The organism is Catellatospora paridis (genome assembly GCF_009720365.1).
Lineage (GTDB): Bacteria > Actinomycetota > Actinomycetes > Mycobacteriales > Micromonosporaceae > Catellatospora > Catellatospora paridis.
Window position 1 is genome coordinate 183627 of sequence record NZ_ML769319.1, and the last position, 23885, is coordinate 207511.

The window sequence follows — 23885 nt, forward strand, 5'->3', positions numbered from 1 at the left end:
CTGCGACAACCCCCTGATACGCGATGATCGTGGCGCGGCAGGTCACAGGCCGGTTGCCCCGCGATCCGACTCGATCACGACAGTGTCGTGTACCTGCCACGGTGGTGCAGCAGCGGCGGCACGGCGTCACCGAGCGTGATCTCCACCAGGCTCGCCTCGACCAGCAGGCCCCAGCCGAACGGCCGGGAGCCGTCGAGCCGGCAGCCGGCCCAGGTCCCCGTGCCCGCCGGGATCGGCCCGTACGGCGTCTGCGTCCAGGCCTCCTGCTTGAACAGCCCGCCCGGGGCGGGCATCAGCCCGGCGAACCGGTCTGCCAGCTGCCGGTGCGGCTCCCCCAGCGGCGTCACCGCGAACACGCCCGCCCGCTCGATCGCCGGCCACAGCTCCGACTCGTCGTCGACGATGCCCAGCAGCCGTCCCGGGTCGCCGTCGGCCACCAGCGTCGACGACACCGTCAGCCCGGCCGGCCCCGGCGCGGTCCACAGGCACACCGTCATACCGAAACGACCCCGCAGCCGGCGCACGTTGCTGCGCGCCGACTCCGGGGTCGCGAACGGATCAGTGTCATGGATCATGACGCTCGGCTCCTCAGGACGATCTCGCGCGGACCGGTTCCGGCACGGGTGTGCCGTGTGCGCGGTCCCCGCGAGATCGTCCCATCAGAGGTCAGGTCCAGGCGAGGAACATCGCCTCGGGGTCGGCGAGGAAGGCGCCGATGTCCCGGAGGAACTTCGAGCCCAGCTCGCCGTCGATGATGCGGTGGTCGAACGACAGACCCAGCGTGGTCACCTGGCGCAGCTTGACCTTGCCCTTGTGCGCCCACGGGGTCTCCCGTACGGCGCCGAAGGCCAGGATCGCGGCCTCGCCCGGGGGCAGGATCGGGGTGCCGGTGTCCACGCCGAACACGCCCACGTTGGTGATCGTGAACGTGCCGCCGGACATCGCCGACGGCGGCGTCTTGCCCGACTTCGCCGTCGCCACCAGGTCGGTCATCGCGTCGGCCAGCTCCCGCAGGGACAGCCGTCCCGCATCGGCGATGTTCGGCACGATCAGGCCGCGCTCGGTGGCCGCGGCGATGCCCAGGTTCACGTAGTCCTTGACCACGATCTCCTGCGCCGCCTCGTCCCACGACGAGTTGACCATCGGGTGGCGCTTGGCCGCGAGCAGCACAGCCTTGGCGACCAGCAGCAGCGGCGAGACGCGCACGTCCCGCCACTCGCGGTCGGCCTTGAGCCGCTCCAGCGCCTTCATCGACCGCGTCATGTCGACCGTCAGGAACTCGGTGACGTGCGGAGCCGTGAAGGCCGAGGCGACCATGTTGGCCGCGGTGAGCTTGCGTACCCCCTTGATGGGGACGCGGGTCTCGCGCGCGCCCGGCGCCATGACCACCCGCGTGCTCGGCGCCGCGGCCGGGGCCGCCAGTGCCGCCTGCACGTCGTCCCGGGTGATCGAGCCCTGCGGGCCGGTGCCGGTCAGCGTGGACAGGTCCACGCCGAGGGTGCGGGCCAGCATCCGGACCGGCGGCTTGGCCAGCACGCCGTGCCCGTTGGCGGCCGGAGCCGCCGGAGCGACGACAGCCGCCGGAGCGGGCGCGACCGGCGCGGGGGCCGGTGCGGCCACCGGAGCGGCGGCCACCGGGGCCGGTGCGGCGGGCGCGTCCTTGCGGGCGCGGCGCTTGGCGGCGGTGACCCGCGGGCCGTAGCCCACCAGCACCGCGGTGCGGCCGGACGCCGTAGTCTCGCCGATCAGGCCACCGGTCGCCTCCGCGGCCTTCTCGGCCTGCGCGGCGGCGCCCTGGGACATGTCGTCGGCGACCGGCGCGGACGGGCCGCCGGTGTCGATCGAGATGATCGGGGAGCCGACCTCGACCACGGTGCCCTCGGGCACGTAGATCTTGACGACGGTGCCGGCCCACTTCGCCGGGATCTCGACCGCCGCCTTGGCGGTCTCCACCTCGACGATGGGCTGGTTCAGCTCGATGACGTCGCCCTCGGCGACGAGCCACTTGAGGATCTCGCCCTCGGTCAGTCCTTCACCGAGGTCGGGCAGGGGAAACTGGTTGATCGCCATAGGTCAGCCCCCTCAGAACCCGAAGGAACGGTCGACGGCCTCGAGCACGCGGTCCAGGTCGGGCAGGAACTCCTCCTCCACCCGGGAGGCCGGGTAGGGGATGTCGTAGCCGGTGACCCGCAGCACGGGAGCCTCCAGGGAGTAGAAGCACTCCTCGGAGATCCGCGCGGCGACCTCGGCGCCCAGGCCGATGTTGCCCGGAGCCTCGTGCACGACCACGGCCCGGCCGGTCTTGCGGACCGACTCGAACACCGGGGCCATGTCCAGCGGGGACAGCGAGCGCAGGTCGATGACCTCCAGGTTGCGGCCGTCCTCGGCCGCCGCGGTCGCGGCGTCCAGGCAGGTGCGCACCATCGGGCCGTACGCCAGCAGCGTCGCGTCGCCGCCGGAGCGCAGCACCCGCGAGCTGTGCAGCGGGTACGCGGAGGAAAGCGGCGCGGCCGTGTCGACCTCGCCCTTCTCCCAGTAGCGGCGCTTCGGCTCGAAGAAGATGATCGGGTCGTCGCTGGCGATGGCCTGCTGGATCATCCAGTACGCGTCGGACGGGTTGCTGCACGCCACGACCTTGAGACCGGCCGTGTGCGAGAAGTACGCCTCGGGCGACTCCGAGTGGTGCTCGACCGCGCCGATGCCGCCGCCGAACGGGATCCGGATGACCATGGGCAGGCTGACCTTGCCCCGGGACCGGTAGTGGAACTTCGCCACCTGACACACGATCTGGTCGTACGCCGGGTACACGAAGCCGTCGAACTGGATCTCGACGACCGGGCGGTAGCCGCGCAGCGCCAGGCCGATCGCGGTGCCGACGATGCCGGCCTCGGCCAGCGGGGTGTCGATGACGCGCTCGTCGCCGAAGTCCTTCTGCAGGCCGTCGGTGATGCGGAAGACGCCGCCGAGCTTGCCGACGTCCTCGCCCATGATGAGGACCTTGCTGTCGTCCTCCATGGCGCGGCGCAGGCCCAGGTTGAGCGACTTGCCGAGGGTAAGCGTCTCCATGATCAGTGGCTCCCCTCGAACGAGGCGTGGTAGGTCTCGAACTCGGCGCGCTGCTTGTCGATCAGCGGCGAGCCGTTGGGGTAGACGTGGTCGAACATGGTCGCCGGGTCCGGGTCGGGCATCGACAGGACCCGCTCGCGCAGCGCCACCGCCTCGACCCTGGCCTGCTCGTCGACCGCGGCGAAGAACGCCTCGTCGGCGATGCCCTGCTTCTCCAGCAGCTTGCGCATGCGCACGACCGGGTCCTTGGCCTGCCACGCCTCGACCTCGCTGGCCACGCGGTAGCGCGTCGGGTCGTCGGAGGTGGTGTGCGCGCCCATCCGGTACGTGTACGCCTCGATCAGGGTCGGGCCCTGGCCGTGCCGCGCGTTGTCCAGCGCCGCGCGGGTCACCGCGTACGTCGCCAGCACGTCGTTGCCGTCGACCCGGATGCCGGGGAAGCCGAAGCCGGCCGCGCGCTGGTACAGCGGGATGCGGGTCTGGCGCTCCAGCGGCTCGGAGATCGCGTACTGGTTGTTCTGGCAGAAGAACACGATCGGCGCGTTGTACACGCTGCCGAAGATGAACGCCTCGTTGACGTCGCCCTGGCTGGTCGCGCCGTCGCCGAAGTAGGCGATGACGGCCTCGCTGGTCTCGTCGTCGTCGCCGACCTTGCCGTCCTTGACGATGCCCATGGCATAGCCGGTCGCGTGCAGCGTCTGCGCGCCGATGACGATCGTGTACATGTTGAACCGGTGTGCCACCGGGTCCCAGCCGCCCTGGTCCACGCCGCGGAACAGGCCCAGCGGCATGATCGGGTCGATGTTGCGGCAGTACAGGACGCCGTGCTCCCGATACGTCGGGAAGGCCATGTCCTGCTGGCGCAGCGCCCGGCCGGAGCCGACCTGCGCCGCCTCCTGGCCCAGCAGGCTGGCCCAGATGCCCAGCTCACCCTGCCGCTGCAGGGCGGTCGCCTCGGCGTCGAGCTTGCGCACCGTGACCAGGTCGCGGTACAGGCCGCGCAGCTCGTCATCGGTGAAGTCGACGGAGTAGTCGGGGTGTGAGACTCGCTCGCCCTCAGGGGTGAGGAGCTGTACGAACTCCGGCTCGGGGGGTCCCGAGCGCTTGCCTCCGCGGCGGGCTGCCGCGCGCTCGACCTTGGTCATCCGTGTTCTCCCTGTCAGTGGTGCGTCGGCGACGGGGTGTGTCTGCCGCGCATCGGTGGCGCCACGTCGTGTCCCTCGTGGGGGCAGAAGACGCCTGGCTGCGGCAGTAGTGGACCGGAGTACGCGGTGACCACGGCCACGCTGCCGCCTGGCCCCCATACTGCCGTATCGGTGGCGGTAGTCACAGGCCGGGCAGGTGATATTGGCAACCGTCGGCGGAAAAACCTGGGTCCACGTATACCCCAAATACCCGGATCATGGCAGTGGTTGGGGCATTCTGGGCGAATTCCCCCGTGCCCTAGGAGCACTTCGATGCCCGACGACAATTTCCTGGAAGACCTGTTCGGATCCCCGCCACCGCCGCCACCGCCCCCCGCGGTGCCGGCCGCGTTCCGGGCCCGCCCCGCCCCGCCCTCCCGCCGATCCCCGTCCCGCCGATACGGACTCCTGGTCACGCTGCTGGTCGGGATCACCGCCATACCCAGCTGGATCGTGCTGCGGGCCGGCGTCGAAGGCGTCGACCCCGACTTCGGTGCCCGCCTGGCCGGCCCGGTCGAGCCCTTCGTGGTGCCCGGCGACCACTTCGCCCAGGCGCCGTTCCGGTTGCCCGAGCGCCCGCTCCGCCCCGCCCCGCAGGCCGACCCCGGACTGGCCCAACCCGGCGGACCCGCCGGGAAGAACAGCGAGGGCGACGATCGGCCCGACAACCACGCCGAACCCGTACTCGAACGCCGCCGCCAGCCGGTGACCCTGCCCATCCGCCCGATCTGGCGTCCCGGCACCGGCACCCCGGCCCCGCCGCGCCCTGCCCCGCCCGCCGGCGGCCCGTCCTCACCCGGCGGCCCGTCCTCACCCGGCGGCCCGGCCACGCCCGGCAGCCCGCCCTTCCCCGGCGGACCTTCGTTCCCGAGCGGACCTTCCTTCCGCGGTGGACCGTGGACTCCTGATGGGCCCGATCGACCGGGCGGACACGGTTGGCCCGGCTGGCCGGGGCGTCCCGGCGGCCATCACGGGCCGCGCCCCGGCGACGACCCGTGCGCGCGGCCCGCGGCCGGCGGGCGTCCGGGGTCGGTACAGGCCCTGCCCCCACGGCCGGCGAGGCCGGCGGCCCGTCGCCCGTCCGGCCCCGATCTGGGGGCCACGGCCCGGCAGGGTCGACCGACCTGGCGGGCTTCGGCAGCCTCGGGCCTGCCCACCCGGCGCAGCCCGCTGAAGTCGCGGGCTTCCGCCGACTCGGTGTCGTCAGCCCGGCACGTGCTGCGAAACGCGGCCAGGCCGACCGACCGCAGCGCACCGAACGCCGCCGACGCCCACCACCGGCCCGCACATGTGAAGGACGGCCATCGTGCGGCGGTGCGCCGACCGGAAGTGCGCCGACCGGAAGTGCGGCGCCCGGCCGTGCGGCAGGCGGAAGTGCACCGGACCCCGACACGTGGGGGTGACGGCGCGAGCAGGCGTCACCACGAGCACAAGGCGAAGGCGCAGCACGGCGGCGCGCACCGCGCCAAGCTCAAGACGCACCACGCCAAGCTCAAGACGCACCGGGCAAAGGCCGAGGGGCGCCACCACGACACTCGTCGCCGCGACCGCTGACCACCGCCCCGTCCTGAAGGCCTGCCCGCCGCGAGGACCCGTTCCGTGAACGGCGATGATCGCTGTCTCGTGTCGATTCGTGAGGTCAGACCTCGGGTTTCGACACGAGACAGCGATCATCGCGGCCAGGTCAGCTCAGGGTGGTGCGGGAGCGTTCGTAGGCGGCGAGGGCGCGGCGGACCGGCTCGACGACGTACCGGAGGGCGACCTTGTCGATCTCGGCGCGCAGGACGATCTCGGTTTTCTGATCGGCGCGCTTCTTGCCGCCGGGCAGCCACATCCGCCGGGGTCGCTGGGCGTCGGCGAACGCGACGGCCTGGCCCAGGGCGGCGGGCAGCTCGTGCAGGCGGGACCGGGCGGCCTTGGCGACCGCGTGCGCCCAGGGGCCGGGCAGGCCGACCGCAGCGCTGCCGGCGTACGCCTGGATGGTCTGCTCGATGCGGGCGGGGTCGGTGCCGGCCGAGGACAGCCCGCGGACCAGCGGGTTGATCGACGGCGGGCTGGCCGGGCCGCCGGTCAGCTTGGACAGGTCGGCGATGCTCGCGGTGAGGTCGCGGTCGACGGACTCCTCGGCCAGCGTGCCGCGCAGGATGACCGGTTCGAGCACTGCGCGCAGCGCGGAGACGCCGGAGTGGCCGCGCGGGGAGCGCTCGGCGATGAACGGGCCGGGCTTCGGCTTGATCGGGCCGCGCTTGGCCGGCGGCAGGGCCGGCACCTCGCCGGTGGCCGACGTCGGCACCAGCGGGACCTTCGCCAGGCCGCCCTCGTCGAGCAACTGGCGCAGGTCCGCGCCGACCTTGGGCAGCTGTGCGGGCTGCAGCCGGTCGGTCTGGTTGAGCGCCACGATCAGGCCGTCCCGCGAGCTGGCGAGCTGGCGCAGGTAGCCCTCGTGGACGAGCTGGTCGCCGTACTTCTGCGGGTCGCAGATCCAGATCACCACGTCGACGAGGTGCAGCAGCCGGTCGACCTCGGCGCGATGGCGCGGCTCGACGGAGTCGACGTCGGGCAGGTCGAGCAGGATCATGCCGCGCAGGCCGACCTCGTCGTTGGCGTCCAGCGCCGACTCCCGGGTGAACCGGCGGCGCGAGGAGACGCCGAGCCAGTCCAGCAGCTCGTCGGCGAAGGTGAGGCTGCCCCAGACGCAGGCGTACGGCTCGGAGGTGGTCGGGCGCAGGATGCCCGCGGGCGACCGGTCGATCGTGGTGAACGCGTTGAACATGCTGGACTTGCCGCTGCCCGTGGTGCCGGCCAGCGCGATGGTGGTGAATCCGCGGGCCAGCCGCAGCCGGTCGGCGGAGCGTTCCACCACCGTCCGCGCGTTCTCCAGCGCCGGCTCGCCGGCGAGGTGCTCGCCCGCCAGGTCGACGAACTGCTGGACCATGTCGAGCTTGGTGGTGACGGACTCACTGCCGGGGGTGGAGTGGGTCACTGGTCCCTCCTCACGCTCTCCTCAGCCGACGCCGTGCCGACCTGAACCCTCGTCGCCCGCGGGAGCGGCCGTCCGGTGTCATCTTGACTCGGCAAGTTTCGCACTCGCGGTCTTGTCGAGGAACTCCCAGATCGGGGTGACCACTCGGTCCGAGAGCATGCCCTGCCGGTCGAGCGCCGATTCGGCCACCACGAACAGTGGCACCGGTTCGCCGAGCAGCTGGGTCAGGTGCGGCAGGATCTCGTCCGCCGCCTCGGTGGGCAGCCGGTTGAGGATCACCGCCAGGTCGACCCGGCGCTGCTGCGCGGCCCTCAGGTGCCGCCACGCCTCGGCGTCAGCGTAGCGGCTCGCGGTGGTCACGAAGATCCAGAGGTCGGCCTGTTCGAACACGGCCTCGGTGACTGAGCGGTTCGTCTGGTCGATCGCGTTGAGGTCCGGCGCGTCGACGACGGCGACGTGCGAGGGCAGTGCGGGGGCGGCGATCGGGAGCAGGCCGGCCACGTGGGTCGCGGCCACGCTGCGCGGGTGGCAGACGAGGGTGGGCTTGCGGGTGGTGGGGCGAAGGATGCCGGTGGTGCTCACGGGTGACCGGACCAGGCTGTTCACCAGCGTGGACTTGCCCGCGCCGGTCGGCCCGCCGACCACCACGAGCAGAGGGCCGGTCCGCGCCGCGCCCTCCTCGGTTACTCGTTGGTCATACACAGGGGAAGCGTAAGCGGAAATGGGACAACTCACTAGGACACCGTCAAACTTGAGTGTGACCGACTCAACCTTCCGCTTGACACTTCCCGGTCTCATGTCAGTATTGAGCCGTCCGGACTCAACTTGAATCTGCGGCAACCTTGATCTTGGAGGAACACGAAAATGGCACGTGCGGTCGGCATCGACCTGGGTACGACCAACTCCTGTATGGCCGTGCTCGAGGGTGGCGAACCCACCGTCATCGCGAACGCCGAGGGCTCCCGCACGACGCCCTCGATCGTGGCGTTCGCCAAGAACGGTGAGGTGCTCGTCGGTGAGGTGGCCAAGCGCCAGGCGGTGACGAACCCCGACCGGACCATCCGGTCCGTGAAGCGCGAGGTCGGCACCAACTGGACCGTCGACATCGACGGCAAGAAGTACACGCCGCAGGAGATCTCCGCGCGGGTGCTGCAGAAGCTCAAGCGCGACGCCGAGGCCTACCTCGGGGAGACCGTGACCGACGTCGTGATCACCGTCCCGGCGTACTTCAACGACGCGCAGCGCACCGCGACGAAGGAGGCCGGTGAGATCGCCGGCTTCAACGTGCTGCGCATCGTCAACGAGCCCACCGCCGCCGCGCTGGCGTACGGGCTGGACAAGGGCTCCAAGGAGCAGACCGTCCTGGTCTTCGACCTCGGCGGCGGCACGTTCGACGTCTCGCTGCTGGAGCTGGCCGAGGGCGTCGTCGAGGTCAAGTCGACCTCCGGCGACAACCACCTCGGCGGCGACGACTGGGACGAGCGCATCATCGAGCACCTGGTGAAGACCTTCCGCGGCCAGTACGGCGTGGACCTGGGCGCGGACAAGATGGCCATGCAGCGCCTCAAGGAGGCCGCGGAGAAGGCCAAGATCGAGCTGTCGGCGGCCAACACCACCGGCATCAACCTGCCGTACATCACGGCCGGCGCCGAGGGCCCGCTGCACCTGGACGTCACGCTCACCCGGGCCGAGTTCCAGCGCATGACCCAGGACCTGCTGGACCGCTGCAAGGCGCCGTTCGAGCAGGCGATCAAGGACGCGGGCGTGAAGCTGTCCGACGTCGAGCACGTCATCCTGGTCGGCGGCTCCACCCGTATGCCCGCCGTGACCGACCTGGTCAAGCAGCTCACCGGCAAGGAGCCCAACAAGGGCGTCAACCCGGACGAGGTCGTCGCCGTCGGCGCCGCGCTGCAGGCCGGTGTGCTCAAGGGTGAGGTCAAGGACGTCCTCCTGCTCGACGTGACCCCGCTGAGCCTCGGCATCGAGACCAAGGGCGGCATCATGCACCGCCTGGTGGAGCGCAACACCACCATCCCGACCAAGCGCTCCGAGGTCTACACCACCGCGGACGACAACCAGCCCTCCGTGCTCATCCAGGTCTTCCAGGGCGAGCGCGAGATGGCGGCGTACAACAAGAAGCTCGGCACCTTCGAGCTGACCGGCATCGCGCCGGCCCCGCGCGGTGTGCCGAAGATCGAGGTCACCTTCGACATCGACGCCAACGGCATCGTGCACGTCTCGGCGAAGGACCTCGGCACCGGCAAGGAGCAGTCGATGACGATCACCGGCGGCTCGTCGCTGCCGAAGGACGACATCGAGCGCATGCGCCGCGACGCCGAGGAGCACGCCGACGAGGACCGCCGCCGCCGCGAGGAGGCCGAGACCCGCAACGTGGCCGAGGCGCTGCAGTGGCAGACCGAGAAGTTCCTGGCCGAGAGCGGCGACAAGCTGCCCGCCGACGCCAAGGAGAACATCAACGACGCGCTGAGCGAGCTGCGCAGTGCGCTCGCGGGCACCGACCTGGAGAAGATCAAGTCGGCGCACGAGAAGCTCGCCCAGGTCTCCCAGGCGGCCGGCTCCGCCCTGTACGGCCAGGCCGACAGCCAGGCCGCGGCCGGTGCGGGCCACCAGCAGGACTCGGCGGCCGGTGGTCGCGCCGATGACGACGTCGTGGATGCGGAGATCATCGACGACGAGGGCAAGAAGTGACCGGAGCAGCACAGGGTGCCTCGCCGGCGGAGGAGCAGCCTCCCGCCGGCGAGCGCATCGTGATCAAGAACAAGCGCAAGATCAGCCCGAGCGGAGCGACCATGTCCGAGCAGCCGGCGACGCCGGCCGCCCCGGCGGCCGGCACCGAACAGCCCACTCCGGGGCAGGAGACCCCCGCCCCGGAGAGCAACGCGCAGAACCCGACCCCGGATGTCACCGACCAGACTGTCGGGGAGCAGGACACCGTCGAGGTGCCGGCCGCCCCGCAGCCCGAGGCGGCTGCCGAGGCCGAGCCGGACGCCGCCGAGGCGGTGGAGGGCGAGGTCGTGGAGGCCGAGCCGGTCACCGCGACGGCCGCGCCCGCGGCCGAGGCGGCCCCCGCGGCGCTGGGCGCGGAGCTCGCGCAGCTGCGGTCCGCGCTCGAGGAGCGCACCGCGGACCTGCAGCGGGTGACCGCCGAGTACGCCAACTACCGCAAGCGGGTGGAGCGCGACCGCACGGTCTCCGCCGAGCTCGCCACCGGCCAGGTGCTGTCGGCGCTGCTGCCGGTGCTGGACGACCTCGACCGGGCGCGCGAGCACGGCGACCTGAGCGGGCCGTTCGGCGCGGTGGCCGAGCAGATCGCCGCGGTGGTGGCGAAGTTCGGCCTGACCGCGTTCGGCGAGAAGGGCGACGCCTTCGACCCGAACCGGCACGAGGCGGTGGCGCACCTGCCGTCCGCCGACGTCACCGAGCCGACGTGCATCGACGTGATGCGCCGCGGCTACCTGCTGGGCGAGCGCCTGCTGCGCCCCGCGATGGTGGCCGTAGCCGCACCGGAATGACAACATGACCGGGGCTCTCTTCCCGTCCGATTCCGGGCGGGGAGGGAGCTTCGATCACGACAGGGGGAGGGGGACGGATGAGCTCGAAAGACTGGCTGGAGAAGGACTTCTACGCCGTGCTCGGAGTGGCCAAGGACGCCACGTCCAGCGAGATCAAGAAGGCGTACCGCAGGCTCGCTCGCGAGCTGCATCCTGACCACAACCCCGGCAACGCCGCCGCGGAGGAGCGGTTCAAGGCGGTGTCCGAGGCGTACGACGTGCTGTCGGACGAGAACCGGCGGCGCGAGTACGACGAGATGCGCTCGCTGTTCGAGGCCGGCGCGTTCCGGCGCAGCGCCCGCGGCGCGGGCGGCCAGCACTTCGACGTGAACGACCTGTTCGGCCAGGGCGGTGGACGCCAGGGCCCGGACCAGCGGTTCGGTGGCGCGAGCTTCTCCGACCTGTTCGGCTCGATCTTCTCCGGCGGGGCCGGCACGGGGGCTCCGGCCCGCCCGGCCCGCGGCCGCGACGTCGAGGCCGAGATCTTCCTGGACTTCGCCGACGCGGTGCAGGGCACCACCCAGCCGCTGACGCTGCGCACGCTGGGCGTGTGCGACACCTGCCACGGCGACGGGGCCAAGCCGGGCACCCGCCCGCGGGCCTGCCCGCACTGCCAGGGCACCGGCGTGGTCAACCGCAACCAGGGCGCGTTCGGCTTCTCCGAGGCCTGCCGCGACTGCCAGGGCGTGGGCACGGTCGTCGACTCCAAGTGCCCGGAGTGCCACGGCACCGGCGGGGTGACCAAGACCCGCACGCTGACCGTACGCATCCCGGCGGGCGTCTCCGACGGGCAGCGCATCCGGCTGGCCGGGCGCGGCGAGCCGGGCGAGCGCGGTGGCGCCCCCGGTGACCTCTACATCCGCGCGATCGTGCGCCCGGACGCGATGTTCGGCCGCAACGGCGACGACCTCACCGTCACGGTGCCGGTCACGTACGCCGAGGCGGTGCTCGGCGCCGAGGTCCGGGTGCCCACTTTGGACGGCATGATGAAGGTCAAGGTGCCCGCCGGCACGGCCAGCAGACAACTGCTGCGGGTGCGGGGCAAGGGTGTGCCCAAACGTGATGGCCACAGCGGGGATCTGCTGGTTACCGTGGAGATAGTGGTGCCGCAGCAGCTCTCCGAGGAAGCCCGGGAGGCGTTGGCGCGCTTCACCGAGCTGGCCCCGCCGGTGCGGCGGGACCACCTGGAACGGAGGTGATCCACAGTGGATGAACAGGCGAAGGTGCTGCTCATCTCGGTGGCCGCGCAGCTTGCCGGCATGCACCCGCAGACGTTGCGGCAGTACGACCGGATGGGTCTGGTGGAGCCGGGCCGCTCCGCGGGCGGCGGGCGCCGCTACAGCCTGCGCGACGTGGAGCTGCTGCGCGAGATCCAGCGGCTGAGCCAGGAGGAGGGCGTCAGCCTGGCCGGCGTCAAGCGGATCATCGACCTCGAGCGCCTGGTGCTGGAGTTGCGCGAGCGGCTGGAGCAGGCTCAGCAGCAGCTGGCGTACGCCGAGCGGCGGCTGGCGCAGCTGGAGACCATCTCCGCGTTCCCGCGCACCGATCTGTTGCCGAGCACGCGCACGTCGACGGCGCTGGTGGTGTGGCGGCCGCGTTCGGCCGAAGGCTGAGCCCGTAAGGTCGCCTGCCGGTATCCTCGATATGGGATCAGTCCGAATTGTCGGACAATCCCAGAGGGGGATGAAATGGGCATGTTGGACAAGGCCAAGGACGCCCTGGGCATCGACGACAAGGCGGACCAGGCCTCGGACAAGGCCAAGCAGATGCAGGACAAGGCCAAGAAGACCGTCGACCAGGCCGGCGACGCGGTCGACAGCAAGACCGGCGGCAAGTACGCCGGTCACGTCGACAAGGCCCAGGACATGGCTAAAGACGCGATCGACAAGATGGACAAGAAATAGTCGTATCGCGCCACGGCTCCCCGCGGTCAGGTGCCGCGGGGAGCCGTGTGTGCGCAAGCCGATGGCGGTTGCCGGCCGCTCGGCGTCATGCGGAGCGAACGCGGAGCATGACGCCGATCAAGGCCGCAGAGCCATCGGCGAATGTTACTGCAACCTGCGCGAGTGACGGACCAGGCCGCCCTCGCACCAGTCGTGGTAGTCGAAGAGTTGCGGTCGGGCCAGCAGCACGCGGGTGTTGTGGGCCCAGATCGCCATCTGCTCGTCGCCCTCCTCCTCGGCCTCCTCGACCATCTTGCGCAGCTTGCGCCGAGGGTGGGCCTTGAAGCCGGTGCGGATCGCGTCGGCGGCGTAGATGTAGAGGCAGTGCATGGTGAAGCGGCGGGCCGGGCAACTGGTGTCCATCGCCAGGTCGAACAGGGTCCCGATGAGCCGGTCACCGGAGACGAGCAGGTCCCAGTCCGGCGGCATGGCGGTGAGCGGCACGGAGTCCGGCGCGTAGGCCCAGGTGCGCAACTCGTGGGGGGTGGGGTCGACCGGGTTGGCGAATCCTCGGAACACCGCCGGGGGAGCGCTCATCGTTATCTCCTCCGCTGTGATGACGCGGGATTTGTGGAAGACGCGGCCAAAGTCAGCGGCGCTGCTGCCGCGACACGCTAGCGTGCTCTCCCAGGTCAAGGGAAGGTCAAGGCAAGGACTTTCATCAACCTGTTACGCATTGCGACCAACCCCGCACGGCCGCTGGGCGTCAGGGGAGGGTGACGGCAGGCCATCGACGGCCGCGATCCCCCGTCCACGGGAACCGACGCGCCGGCTCAGGGCTCGACCCGGTATGACTTCCACCAGCGTGAATCGATTCGCGGGCCGGGTACGGCCGCTGCTCGTCCTGGCGCTCGGGCTCGCGCTGATCGCGGCCTGCACCCCGCGCGGCGAGGCGCCCTCCTCCTCGCCGCCCGCGGCGGTCCCCGGCGCGACCGGGTCCCCGCCCGCACGGGCCGCGGTGACCGAGCGCACGGCCGACGTCGGCGTGCCACCGGACTACCAGCCGTTCGTCGAGTTCGCCGACGCCCGCCACGGCTACGCCGTCTTCACCGACTGCGGTGGCAGCGGGCCCTGCCGGGGCCGCCTGTTCGCGACCGCGGACGCCGGAGCCACCTGGCAGGCCCGACCGATGCCGCTGGCCGAGGACAAGAGCATCCAGCTGTACGTGGTCGGCCCGCGGCAGATGATGATCTGGGGTGAGGCGGCCGACGGTTACCACCTCTCCCGCGACGGCGGCCTGACCTTCACCTTCAGCCGCACGGTCCCGGCCGACTACCACGCCGCCACCGGCGTCCGCTACGGCGTGGACTTCGCCGCGAACGAGCCGGTGCTGCGCGACTGGCAGACGGGTGAGCCGGTGCCGCTGCCCGACGGTTACCAGGGTGCGGGCGCAGTGGCCACACCTGACGGCGCGATCTGGCTGACCAGGTTCGAGCCGGCGAAGGAGACCGCCCGCAGCGTCGACGGCGGGCGCACCTGGCAGCGGCTGGCCGTGCCGGAGCAGCCCGGCCGCAAACTGTGGATGCTGTCCGTGCGGGTCTCCCCCACCGGCGACGTCTGGCTCGTCGGCGAGCAGGACATGATGTCCGCCGGCGGTGGCACCTCGCTGCTGCGCGGTTCGGTGCTCAAGGCCACCGGGCTGCCGCTGATCTGGCAGCTGATCGACGGTGCCTGGCGGGCCCGCCCGATCGAGGGTCTGCGGGAGCGGCCGAACCAGATGTACACCGTGGCCCCGGCCGGCGACGGGATGCTGGCCGTCGCGGGGCCGGACGCCGTCGGTTACCTCGCCGACCGCTACGTCGAGATTCCCGGCACGCCGCGTCTGGACTGGGTCAGCGAGCTGGCCGACGGGACGCTGTTCGCCCGTCAGGACTCGCCGGGCGAGTTCTATCTGGGCACCGGCCACGGCTGGCAGCGCGGTTGGGTGAAGGTCACACTGCGCTAGCCCGCCGGCGGATCCCGCCAGACTGGCCCGGATAAGTTGAGTGCAGTAGGCTCAACTTCGGTTCGGAGACCATCAGTCGAGGGAGCGTATGGACACTCAGCGTCTGACCACGAAGAGCCGCGAGGTCATCACGGAAGCGGCCGCGACGGCGCAGCAGCGGGGCCACGCCACGGTCGAGACGTGGCACCTGCTGCTGACCCTGCTCGACACCGGCGGGTCCACCGCCGCCGGGCTGCTGCGCGCCGTCGGCGCGAACCCCGCCGACGTACGCCGGGCCGCCGCGCGCGCGGTCGAGCAGCTGCCCACGGCACGAGGGTCGAGCGTGGCCGAGCCGAGCCTCTCCCGGGAACTGGTCAACGCGATCAACGCCGCCGAGCAGATCGCCCGCCCGATCGGCGACGAGTACGTCTCCACCGAGCACCTGCTGGCCGGCCTCGCCCGGGTCGGCGGCGCGGTCGGCAAAGCCCTCAAGCAGGCCGGCGCGACCGAGGAGGCCCTGGTCGCCGCGTTCCCGCAGATCCGCGGCGGGGACCGCCGGGTCACCAGCCCCGACCCCGAGCAGCAGTACCAGGCGCTGGAGAAGTACGGCGTGGACCTGACCGCGCGGGCGCGCGACGGCAAGGTCGACCCGGTGATCGGCCGCGACGCCGAGATCCGCCGCGTGATCCAGGTGCTCTCCCGGCGTACCAAGAACAATCCGGTCCTGATCGGAGAGCCCGGCGTCGGCAAGACGGCGATCGTCGAGGGCCTGGCCCAGCGCATCGTGGCCGGTGACGTGCCGGAGTCGTTGCGGGACAAGAAGCTGGTCAGCCTCGACCTGGGCGCGATGGTCGCCGGTGCGCAGTACCGCGGCCAGTTCGAGGAGCGGCTCAAGAGCGTGCTGGAGGAGATCAAGGGCAGCGACGGCCAGGTCATCACCTTCCTGGACGAGCTGCACACGGTCGTCGGCGCGGGCAAGGGCGAGGGCTCGATGGACGCGGGCAACATGCTCAAGCCCATGCTGGCCCGCGGCGAGCTGCGCATGGTCGGCGCGACCACGTTGGACGAATACCGCGACAACATCGAGAAGGACCCGGCGCTGGAGCGCCGCTTCCAGCCGGTGGTGGTCGGCGAGCCCACCGTCGAGGACACCATCGGCATCCTGCGCGGCCTCAAGGAACGCTACGAGGTGCACCACGGCGTGCGCATCACCGACGGCGCGCTGGTCGCCGCGGCCGGGCTGTCCGACCGCTACATCGCCGACCGCTTCCTGCCGGACAAGGCGATCGACCTGGTGGACGAGGCCGCCTCCCGGCTGCGTATGGAGATCGACTCCCGTCCCACCGAGGTCGACGAGATCGAGCGCCAGGTGCGCCGCCTGGAGATCGAGGAGATGGCGCTGGCCAAGGAGCCCGACCCGGCCTCCGCCGAGCGGCTGAGCAAGCTGCGCGCCGAACTCGCCGACAAGCGCGAGCACATGGCCGCGCTGTCCGATCGCTGGCGCAACGAGAAGCAGCACATCCAGGCCATCTCGGCGGCCAAGGAGCAGCTGGAGGAGCTGCGCAACCAGGCCGACCGGGCCGAGCGCGACCTGGATCTCGGCCGGGCCTCGGAACTGCGCTACGGGCGCATCCCGGCGCTGGAGCGCGAGCAGGCCCGGGCCGAGGCCGAGCTGGCCGCGCTGCAGACCAACGGCGCGATGCTCAAGGAGGAGGTCGGCGCCAACGACATCGCCGAGGTCGTCGCCGCCTGGACCGGCATCCCCGCCGGCCGCCTGATGGAGGGCGAGACCGAGAAGCTGCTGCGGATGGAGCAGTCGCTCGGCTCGCGCGTGATCGGCCAGGTGGAAGCCGTCGGCGCGGTCTCCGACGCGGTGCGCCGGGCGCGCACCGGTGTCGCCGACCCGGACCGGCCCACCGGCTCCTTCCTGTTCCTCGGCCCGACCGGCGTCGGCAAGACCGAACTGGGCAAGGCCCTGGCCGAGTTCCTCTTCGACGACGAGCGCGCCATGGTCCGCATCGACATGAGCGAGTACGCCGAGAAGCACTCGGTGGCCCGGCTGGTCGGCGCCCCGCCCGGCTACGTCGGCTACGAGGAGGGCGGCCAGCTCACCGAGGCGGTGCGCCGCCGCCCCTACTCGGTGGTGCTGCTCGACGAGGTGGAGAAGGCCCACCCGGACGTGTTCGACGTGCTGCTGCAGGTGCTCGACGACGGCCGGCTCACCGACGGCCAGGGCCGCACGGTGGACTTCCGCAACGCGATCCTGATCCTCACCTCGAACCTGGGCTCGCACGCGCTCACCGACCCGGCGCTGAACGAGCAGCAGCGCGCCGACGCGGTGATGGCGATGGTGCGCTCGCACTTCAAGCCGGAGTTCCTGAACCGGCTCGACGACATCGTGGTGTTCCACGCCCTCACCCAGGACGAGCTGACCCACATCGTCGACATCCAGCTGGGCCGGCTGCGGCGGCGGCTGGCCGACCGCCGGCTCACCCTGGAGGTCTCCGAGGTGGCCCGCAAGTGGCTGGCGAGCCACGGCTACGACCCGGTGTACGGCGCCCGCCCGCTGCGGCGGCTGGTGCAGTCGGCCATCGGCGACAAGCTGGCCAAGGCGCTGCTCGCCGGGGAGATCCGCGACGGCGACACGGTGATCATCGATCGCGACGGAGACGCGCTCAAGCTGGCCTGACCAGGGGATTTGCGGGGCGGCGCGAGTGGTCGCGAGCCGGTACAGTGCCGGGCCATGACCACCCTCGTCGCCCCGTACGCGTTGCCTGACCAGGCGGCGGATCGCGGTCCCCGTCCCGCCACCGCCACCGTCGCCGTGTGGCTGCAGGGTGCCGCTGTGCTGCTCTGCGGGCTTCTGATCGGCCTCGCCTGGCTCGCCCACCTGCACATGACGGAGCTGATCGACGAGGCGGCGCGGCTCGCTCCCGGCACTGCCCCGGCCGTGGTCGCCGCGGAGCGCGACGCCGACCTGGTCGCGACGATCGTGATGACCGTGGTGCTGGGACTGATGACGGCGTGGTTCGGCGCGACCCTGGTGCCCCTGTGGCGCGGTGCCAACGTCGGCCGGATCATGTCGCTGGTGGGCGCCGGCCTGATCGCGTTCGGCGGCGTCGCGCTGAGCTGCCTGGGCCTGTTCTCCTTGCTCCTCCTGGCGCCGCTTTTCCTCCTCCCGATGGACCCGGCGGATCCGATGACGGACGGCACGGATCCGTTCGCGGATCTCGGCAGCGGCGACCCGTTCATCGACAAGCTGTACGAACTGTCCGGCGAGCAGCCGCACTGGACCGACGTCGCCCCCGGGCTGCTGCTGCCGTTGCTGGCGGCGCTGCTGCTGGCGACCTTCGTGCTGCTGCTGGTGCCGCCGTCGAACCGCTGGTACTCCCGGCGTCCCGCGCCGCCCCGAGGGATGTACCCGGGCCACCCGTATCCGGGCCACCCGTACCCCGGGTACCCGGTGCACCTGCACCCGGGCCAGCAGTACCTGTACCCGGGCCAGCCGTACCAGCCGGTCGAGCCGTACCCGCCGCACCCCGGTGCCGTGCAGGCGGCACCGCCGGAAGCGACGCCGCCCGCAGCGACGCCGGCCGCGGATCCCGGGCAGCCGGCGGCCGGCTCCTGAGCCGGGCGGGCAGGGGATCTCCTCCTGAGGGGTGAGCGGCGATCGATCTGAGGTCGCAGGCGCTCGTGGCGGTCGGCGATTACGGTGTGCTGCATGTCGTACACGCCACCTCCGAGCGGTTACCTCGTCCCCGCCGCGCCGGGCTCCAGCCCGCGTCCGAGCACGGTCTCCGTGTCCGCCCTGCTGCTCTATGTCATCTCGGCCGTGCTGGTGCTCAGTTCGGCGATCTCCGTGTACACGTTCGCGTCGATGCCCGAGGGCCTCATCGAGGACATCTACCGTGAGGCGGGCATGGACGCCAACCTCGCGGAGACCAGCGCCGCCGCCGCGGCGATCGGCTCCTACGCCGGAGCCGCCGTCTACGTGCTGCTCGCCGTGCTCTTCGTCGTGCTCGGCCTGTTCGTGGGCCGCGGCAAGCAGTGGGCCCGGATCACCACCTGGGTGCTGGCCGGCATCGGCCTGTGCTGCGTCGGGTTCGGCCTGGCCTTCCAGTCGGTCGGCAGCAGCTTCGGCACGTCCAACACCGGCGGCATCGACCAGGCGGAGGTGACCGAACGGCTCGCCGACGCCATGCCGGCCTGGTCCACCACCGTGAGCACGCTGCTGAGCGTGGTGCTGCTGCTGTCGATGCTGGCCGTGATCATCATGCTGGCGCTGCCGCCGTCGAACGCGTACTTCCGCAAGCCGGCGCCCGAGTGGACGCCGCCGGCGTACCCGACCGTCTGACCTGCCACATCGCGGGGCCGGCGCACGTCGCGCCGGCCCCGCGTGCTGTCGGCGATATCCTCAATCAGGCACATAGTCCCTGGTAGTGCGGGTAACTTCCGATCTGGAGCAATCTTCGGGCCGCATCGGGGGTACGCCAATGTCGCAATCCGCCTCGTTTCCGGTGGAGCCGGTGTCCCCGGCCGGGCCCAGAGCGCTGGCCGGGCGACCCGCGGTGGTCACCGCGGCAGCCGCGATCCTCGCCCTGCTCGCCCTGCTCAACCTGGTGAACGCGCTGCTGCACCTGGCCGCGATCAGCAGCGTGCTCAACCGGTTCCGGGTACGGGCCGTGCTGGCGGGCGTGAACCCTGCCGACATGGGCGCCCTGGAGACCAGCCTCAAGGTAGGGCTCCTGGTCGGCGCCCTGATCCTGGTGGTCGCCGCGATCATCCTGCTGGCCCTGGCCTGGGGCGTCTGGCAGGGCAACCGGGTCGCCCGCATCCTCACCTGGATCGCCTGCGGCCTCGGCATCCTGCTGGCGTGTTGCGGCATCTCCGGCGCGGCCAGCCTGGGCTCGGGAAACGTGACCGTGCAGGGCGGCGGCGACCCGTCGGTGACCCGCGGGGCGCAGGCCCTCGTCGACTCCTTCCCCGGCTGGTGGGCCGGGCTCACCGGGCTCTCCTCGGCGGCCCAGGTTCTCGGCTACATTGCCACTGCGGTGCTGCTCGCCCTCCCGGCTGCCAACGAGTTCTTCAGCCGGACGCGGTCGCTGCCGCCGGGCCCCGACACCCCCGCGGTGCCCCCGCCGACGACCGCCTGAGGTGAACCGATGTCCTCCTCCTCCGCCAGCACCGCCGTGCCCGCCACCGCGGCGGCACCCGAGACCACGCCGGAACCCGCGGGTGAACGCCGCACCGCGCTGGTGACCGGCGCGACCGCCGGCATCGGGCGCGCGTTCGCGGTCCGCCTGGCCACCGACGGGTGGGACGTGGTGCTCGTGGCCCGCGACGCCGGCCGGCTGGCCGACTTCTCCGAGGCACTGAGCAGGACATACGGCGTGCAGGCGAGTGTCATCTCGGCGGATCTGGCCACCACGGAGGGTTGCGAACTGGTGGAGGCGCGGCTGCGCGACTCCGCCCGGCCGGTGGACCTGCTGGTGAACAACGCGGGACTGTCGCTGAACACGCCGTTCCTGAAATCCACTGTGGAGCAGGAGCTGCATCTGCTGGCCGTGAACGTGCAGGCGGTGATGCGGCTGACGCACGCGGCGCTGCCCGTCATGGCGGCGCGCGGCCGCGGAGATGTCATCAATGTCTCATCGGTGGCCGGGTTCGGCGCGGCGATGCCTGGTAGCACCTACCCGGCGAGTAAGGCGTGGGTCACCAACTTCAGCGAGTCGGTGGCTCTTTCGGTGGCGCACCGCGGGGTGCGGGTGATGGCGCTGTGCCCGGGATTCACCCGTACGGAGTTCCACGACCGGGCCGGAATCAACATGACGAAGACGCCGCAGTGGCTGTGGCTGCAGGCCCCCCAGGTGGTCTCGGACAGCCTGCGTGACCTGCGGCGGGGCCGCACGGTGAGCGTCCCGAGCTGGAAATACAAAGTGCTTGTCGGGTTCATGCGGCACACCCCGACGCGGCTGCTGCGGCGGCTCGCGCGGGGGGCGCGGGTGCGTACCGGCCGGGACACCGAATCCGACAGCTGACGAGTGTGGGGAGGTCAACGCACCCCCCTAGATCGAGCTCTCAGGATCGGCGGGTAGTGTCCCAGCCATGTCCGACCGCGACGACCTGCGTAAATTCATCACTGACCTCGCGGTGGTTCGGGGAAAGGTGGTCCTGTCCTCCGGACAGGAGGCGGATTACTACGTTGATCTCCGCCGGATCACCCTGCACCACGCTGCTGCGCCCCTGGTCGGGCGCGTGCTGAACGAACTGACCGCGGACTGGGACTTCGACGCCGTGGGCGGTCTCACGCTCGGCGCCGATCCGGTCGCCGCCGCCATGCTGCACACCGCCTCGCGTCCGCTGGACGCGTTCGTGGTGCGCAAGGAGGGCAAGGCGCACGGGCTCCAGCGCCGCATCGAAGGACCCGAGGTGGCCGGCCGCCGCGTGCTCGCTGTCGAGGACACCTCGACTACTGGCGGTAGTGTTCTTGCCGCTATTGATGCACTGCGGGAGGCGGGTGCCGAGGTCATCGGTGTTGCGGTTATTGTCGATCGAGGCGCGGGCGATACGGTGCGTGCTGCCGGACTGTCGTACCGAGCCGCCTATACGTTGGCGGACCTTGGCCTGTCGGCCTAACGGAACTCCGATCTGTACCTGCTAATATGTAGGTGGATCGATGCTGTTGTTGGAAGGAAGAAATCACGTGGGAACAGCTCTGGTGGAAACCCCGCTGCCTCAAATCTCGCCCCTCGCTGGTGAGCCGATCGAGCGTGCCGACGCGGAGCGCCTCGCCGGCGTCCTCAAGGCGCTGGCCGACCCGGCCCGTCTCCGGCTGCTCAGCCTTATCCAGTCTGCCCCCGAGGGCGAGGCGTGCGTCTGTGACCTGACCGCTCCGCTGGGCCTGTCCCAGCCGACGGTCAGCCACCACCTGCGCATCCTCACCGAGGCGGGCCTGCTCAACCGCGACAAGCGCGGTGTGTGGGCCTACTACAGCCTGGTGCCGTCCGCCATCGCCACCGTCGCCGAGCTGCTGACGCCGCCGCGCAAGCGCGCGACCAAGAAGGCTCGCTGACCCTGGCAAGGCCCTGAAGCGGGGGGGGGGGGGGGCCGCCCCGGGGGGGGGGGGGGCCGCCGGCCGGGTTGGTGGGAGGGGGGGGCGCCACCGCCCCTCAGCCGGGGGGGGGGCCCCCGCCCCCCCGGCGTGGCCCCCCCCCCGGCGCTTTTCGTAGCCATGGACGGCCATAACGATCACGGAGCGCAGGCCGCCGCAACCGTGAGTGAAATTTGTCAACACCTGGTTGCGGTGGGCTGACAGGCATCTAAGCTGACGCCCAGTCAGGCGTGCAGCCGCCCCCGGTAACCCCCGCCGCGGGGCTCGGCGCCGCCGCCCCCTCACTGGGAGTCACCCATGTCTGGACGCCATATCCGGCACGGCTGGGATGCCCCCGAGGCACCCGCCCGCCGGACCGGCCTGTTCGGTCGCCGCGCCGTACGGATTCCCGTCATCATCGTCAGTGCCCTGTCCGTGTGCGGCCTGGCCACGGTCGTGCTGCGCTCGGTGAGCGCGGACGCCGACGGCTGCGGCAGCGCCGGCATCACCCTCACCGTGGCCGCCGACCCCGCCGTCGCGCCGGCCCTCACCGAGATCGGCTCCCGCTGGAGCGCCACCGGCCCGCTGGTCGGCGAGGACTGCGTCCGCGTCGAGGTCGTCGAGAAGCCGTCCTACGAGCTGGCCAACTCGCTGGGCACCTGGGCGGGCGGCTCGGTCGACGTGGCGGGCAAGGCCGCGCCCACGCCGTCCGAGTCCGAGCTGCCCGTGGTCTGGGTGCCCGACTCGTCGTACTGGCTGGGCCGGGTGCGGGCGGTGGACCGGGACATCTTCGACGCCGCGGCCCCGTCCGTGGCCGCCAGCCCGGTCGTGCTCGCCGTGCCGGAGACCGTCGCCCGGGAACTGTCCGACAAGCTCGGCACCGGCGTCGACGCGACGATGCTCAAGAGCCTGCTGTTCAGCAAGACGCCCGCGCTCAAGCTGGGTGTGGTCGAGCCGCGCCGCGACACGGCGGGCATGGTCGGCGCGATGATGCTGTCAGACGCGGTCGTCGCCTCCGAGGCGGACCTGCCCATGCTGGTCGCGGTGTACCGCGGCATCGGCGGACCGGTCGCGGACACCGGGGCGCTGTGGAAGGCGTACGCCGCCGGCATGACCGGCGCGCCGGTCAGCGAGCAGGCCGTGATCGCCTACAACGCAGCCACGCCCAAGGCTCCGATGGCCGCGATCCCCCTGGCCCAGGCGCCGACGCTGGACTTCCCGTTCGCCGTGCGGGCCCGCCAGCCGCGCCCGCTGGCCGCCGCGGCGGCGCTGTTCTCGCAGGCGCTGCGCAGCGGCGACTACAAGTCGGTCTTCGCCGAGAAGGGTCTGCGCTCGCCGGAGGGCGAGGCCTCCACGGGCTTCCCCACCGGCCACGGCGTCACCTCGAACAACGTCTTCGTGCAGCCGCTCAACGACATGAACAAGGTCCGCGGCGCGATGACGGTCTGGGTCGCCGCGAAGACCCCGTCCCGGGTGATCGCGCTGGTCGACGCCACCTCGTCGATGGGCCGCACGATGACCGGCGGCGGCAACACGGCGGTGCGGATGCAGGTGCTGCGCAGCGCCGCGGAGAAGGGCCTGCGGCTGTTCACCGACGACAGCGAGGTCGGCCTGTGGGCCTTCGCCGGCAAGGGCCACGCGCCCCTGGTGCCGCTGGCCGAGCTGACCAGGTCGCAGCGCGACAAGCTGAACGGGGCCGTCCAGCAGGCCGCGCCCTCGCCGACCGACGTCTGCCCGCTCTTCGCGTCGATCCTCGACGGGTACCGCGAGCTGATCAAGGGATACGACCCGAGCCGCAGCAACACGCTGGTGATCTTCACCGACGGCCGGGACAGCTCCGGCATGCAGCTGCGCGCGATGCAGCGCGAGCTGGAGAAGCTGGCCGACGTGACCAAGCCGGTCCGGGTGGTGCTGCTGGGCCTCGGCCCGGACGTCAAGCTGTCCGACCTGCAGGCGGTCGCCGACACCACCGGCGGCGCGGCGTTCCAGGTCACCGACCCGAGCCAGATGGAAGCGATCTTCCTGAAGGCGCTTCTTGCCTGAAGGAAGCGGCGGCTCAGCCTGAAGGCGCTGCTGGCCTGAGTACAGACGTGAAAGAGGGGGTACGGCCGACGGCCGTACCC

General features: G+C 71.6%; 22 protein-coding genes. 15 read left to right on the plus strand and 7 right to left on the minus strand.

Features of this window, described 5'->3' with window-relative positions; genetic code table 11:
• Positions 1-74: 74 nt before the first annotated feature.
• The 4 genes from F9C41_RS22090 to pdhA all read right to left on the minus strand — a co-directional run bounded on the left by F9C41_RS22090 (position 75) and on the right by pdhA (position 4211).
• Positions 75-575, minus strand: a complete 501-nt coding sequence (locus tag F9C41_RS22090; protein WP_155388724.1) for a flavin reductase family protein — start codon at positions 573-575, stop codon at positions 75-77.
• A gap of 91 nt (positions 576-666) precedes the next feature.
• Entirely contained in the window at positions 667-2070 is a 1404-nt protein-coding gene (locus tag F9C41_RS22095) for a dihydrolipoamide acetyltransferase family protein (protein WP_155388725.1), read from the minus strand.
• A 12-nt stretch (positions 2071-2082) separates the two neighbouring features.
• Positions 2083-3072: an alpha-ketoacid dehydrogenase subunit beta gene (locus tag F9C41_RS22100; RefSeq protein WP_155388819.1), complete on the minus strand. Its 990-nt coding sequence runs from the start codon at positions 3070-3072 to the stop codon at positions 2083-2085.
• Positions 3069-4211 carry a pyruvate dehydrogenase (acetyl-transferring) E1 component subunit alpha gene (gene pdhA, locus F9C41_RS22105; protein WP_155388726.1) on the minus strand — a complete coding sequence of 381 codons (1143 nt, stop codon included), beginning with the start codon at positions 4209-4211 and terminating at the stop codon, positions 3069-3071. Before pdhA ends, F9C41_RS22100 begins: the two co-directional genes overlap by 4 nt.
• 312 nt (positions 4212-4523) lie before the next feature.
• Here pdhA and F9C41_RS22110 point away from each other — a divergent pair, with 312 nt between their 5' ends.
• Positions 4524-5804, plus strand: a complete 1281-nt coding sequence (locus tag F9C41_RS22110) for a hypothetical protein (protein WP_155388727.1) — start codon at positions 4524-4526, stop codon at positions 5802-5804.
• Positions 5805-5934: 130 nt separating this feature from the next.
• Here F9C41_RS22110 and F9C41_RS22115 read toward each other — a convergent pair whose 3' ends face one another.
• Positions 5935-7233, minus strand: a complete 1299-nt coding sequence (locus F9C41_RS22115; protein WP_155388728.1) for a P-loop NTPase family protein — start codon at positions 7231-7233, stop codon at positions 5935-5937.
• A 78-nt stretch (positions 7234-7311) separates the two neighbouring features.
• Positions 7312-7935: a GTPase gene (locus F9C41_RS22120; protein WP_196279888.1), complete on the minus strand. Its 624-nt coding sequence runs from the start codon at positions 7933-7935 to the stop codon at positions 7312-7314.
• 162 nt (positions 7936-8097) lie between these two features.
• Here F9C41_RS22120 and dnaK point away from each other — a divergent pair, with 162 nt between their 5' ends.
• The 5 genes from dnaK to F9C41_RS22145 all read left to right on the plus strand — a co-directional run bounded on the left by dnaK (position 8098) and on the right by F9C41_RS22145 (position 12709).
• Positions 8098-9942: a molecular chaperone DnaK gene (gene dnaK / locus F9C41_RS22125; RefSeq protein WP_155388730.1), complete on the plus strand. Its 1845-nt coding sequence runs from the start codon at positions 8098-8100 to the stop codon at positions 9940-9942.
• Positions 9939-10766 carry a nucleotide exchange factor GrpE gene (gene grpE / locus F9C41_RS22130; RefSeq protein WP_230689862.1) on the plus strand — a complete coding sequence of 276 codons (828 nt, stop codon included), beginning with the start codon at positions 9939-9941 and terminating at the stop codon, positions 10764-10766. Before dnaK ends, grpE begins: the two co-directional genes overlap by 4 nt.
• Positions 10767-10843: 77 nt before the next feature.
• Positions 10844-12004 (plus strand): molecular chaperone DnaJ, encoded by a 1161-nt coding sequence (gene dnaJ / locus F9C41_RS22135; protein WP_155388731.1) that lies wholly within the window; start codon positions 10844-10846, stop codon positions 12002-12004.
• 6 nt (positions 12005-12010) lie between these two features.
• On the plus strand, positions 12011-12418 hold the full coding sequence (locus tag F9C41_RS22140) for a heat shock protein transcriptional repressor HspR (protein WP_155388732.1): 408 nt from the start codon (positions 12011-12013) through the stop codon (positions 12416-12418).
• Positions 12419-12493: 75 nt separating this feature from the next.
• Positions 12494-12709, plus strand: coding sequence for an antitoxin (locus F9C41_RS22145; protein ID WP_155388733.1), 216 nt, complete (start codon positions 12494-12496; stop codon positions 12707-12709).
• Between the two features lie 144 nt (positions 12710-12853).
• Here F9C41_RS22145 and F9C41_RS22150 read toward each other — a convergent pair whose 3' ends face one another.
• Positions 12854-13285 carry a hypothetical protein gene (locus F9C41_RS22150; RefSeq protein WP_155388734.1) on the minus strand — a complete coding sequence of 144 codons (432 nt, stop codon included), beginning with the start codon at positions 13283-13285 and terminating at the stop codon, positions 12854-12856.
• A 268-nt stretch (positions 13286-13553) separates the two neighbouring features.
• On the opposite strand from F9C41_RS22150, the gene F9C41_RS22155 reads away from it, so the two are divergent.
• From F9C41_RS22155 to F9C41_RS22195, 9 genes are all read left to right on the plus strand, one after another.
• A complete protein-coding gene (locus F9C41_RS22155) occupies positions 13554-14693 on the plus strand; it encodes a beta propeller repeat protein (RefSeq protein WP_155388735.1) in 1140 nt (379 codons plus the stop codon).
• An 88-nt stretch (positions 14694-14781) separates the two neighbouring features.
• Entirely contained in the window at positions 14782-17361 is a 2580-nt protein-coding gene (clpB, locus tag F9C41_RS22160) for an ATP-dependent chaperone ClpB (protein WP_155388736.1), read from the plus strand.
• A 54-nt stretch (positions 17362-17415) separates the two neighbouring features.
• The gene (locus F9C41_RS22165; protein WP_155388737.1) at positions 17416-18300 is read left to right on the plus strand and encodes a hypothetical protein; all 885 of its coding nucleotides are present in this window, start codon (positions 17416-17418) and stop codon (positions 18298-18300) included.
• Positions 18301-18393: 93 nt separating this feature from the next.
• Positions 18394-19026 carry a hypothetical protein gene (locus tag F9C41_RS22170; RefSeq protein WP_155388738.1) on the plus strand — a complete coding sequence of 211 codons (633 nt, stop codon included), beginning with the start codon at positions 18394-18396 and terminating at the stop codon, positions 19024-19026.
• 139 nt (positions 19027-19165) lie between these two features.
• The gene (locus tag F9C41_RS22175; protein WP_155388739.1) at positions 19166-19825 is read left to right on the plus strand and encodes a hypothetical protein; all 660 of its coding nucleotides are present in this window, start codon (positions 19166-19168) and stop codon (positions 19823-19825) included.
• Between the two features lie 9 nt (positions 19826-19834).
• On the plus strand, positions 19835-20710 hold the full coding sequence (locus F9C41_RS22180) for an SDR family NAD(P)-dependent oxidoreductase (RefSeq protein WP_155388740.1): 876 nt from the start codon (positions 19835-19837) through the stop codon (positions 20708-20710).
• A gap of 67 nt (positions 20711-20777) precedes the next feature.
• Entirely contained in the window at positions 20778-21308 is a 531-nt protein-coding gene (gene pyrE / locus F9C41_RS22185; RefSeq protein ID WP_155388741.1) for an orotate phosphoribosyltransferase, read from the plus strand.
• 40 nt (positions 21309-21348) lie between these two features.
• The gene (locus F9C41_RS22190; RefSeq protein ID WP_120317708.1) at positions 21349-21744 is read left to right on the plus strand and encodes an ArsR/SmtB family transcription factor; all 396 of its coding nucleotides are present in this window, start codon (positions 21349-21351) and stop codon (positions 21742-21744) included.
• A gap of 336 nt (positions 21745-22080) precedes the next feature.
• A complete protein-coding gene (locus tag F9C41_RS22195; RefSeq protein ID WP_155388742.1) occupies positions 22081-23805 on the plus strand; it encodes a VWA domain-containing protein in 1725 nt (574 codons plus the stop codon).
• The last annotated feature ends 80 nt before the right edge of the window (positions 23806-23885 follow it).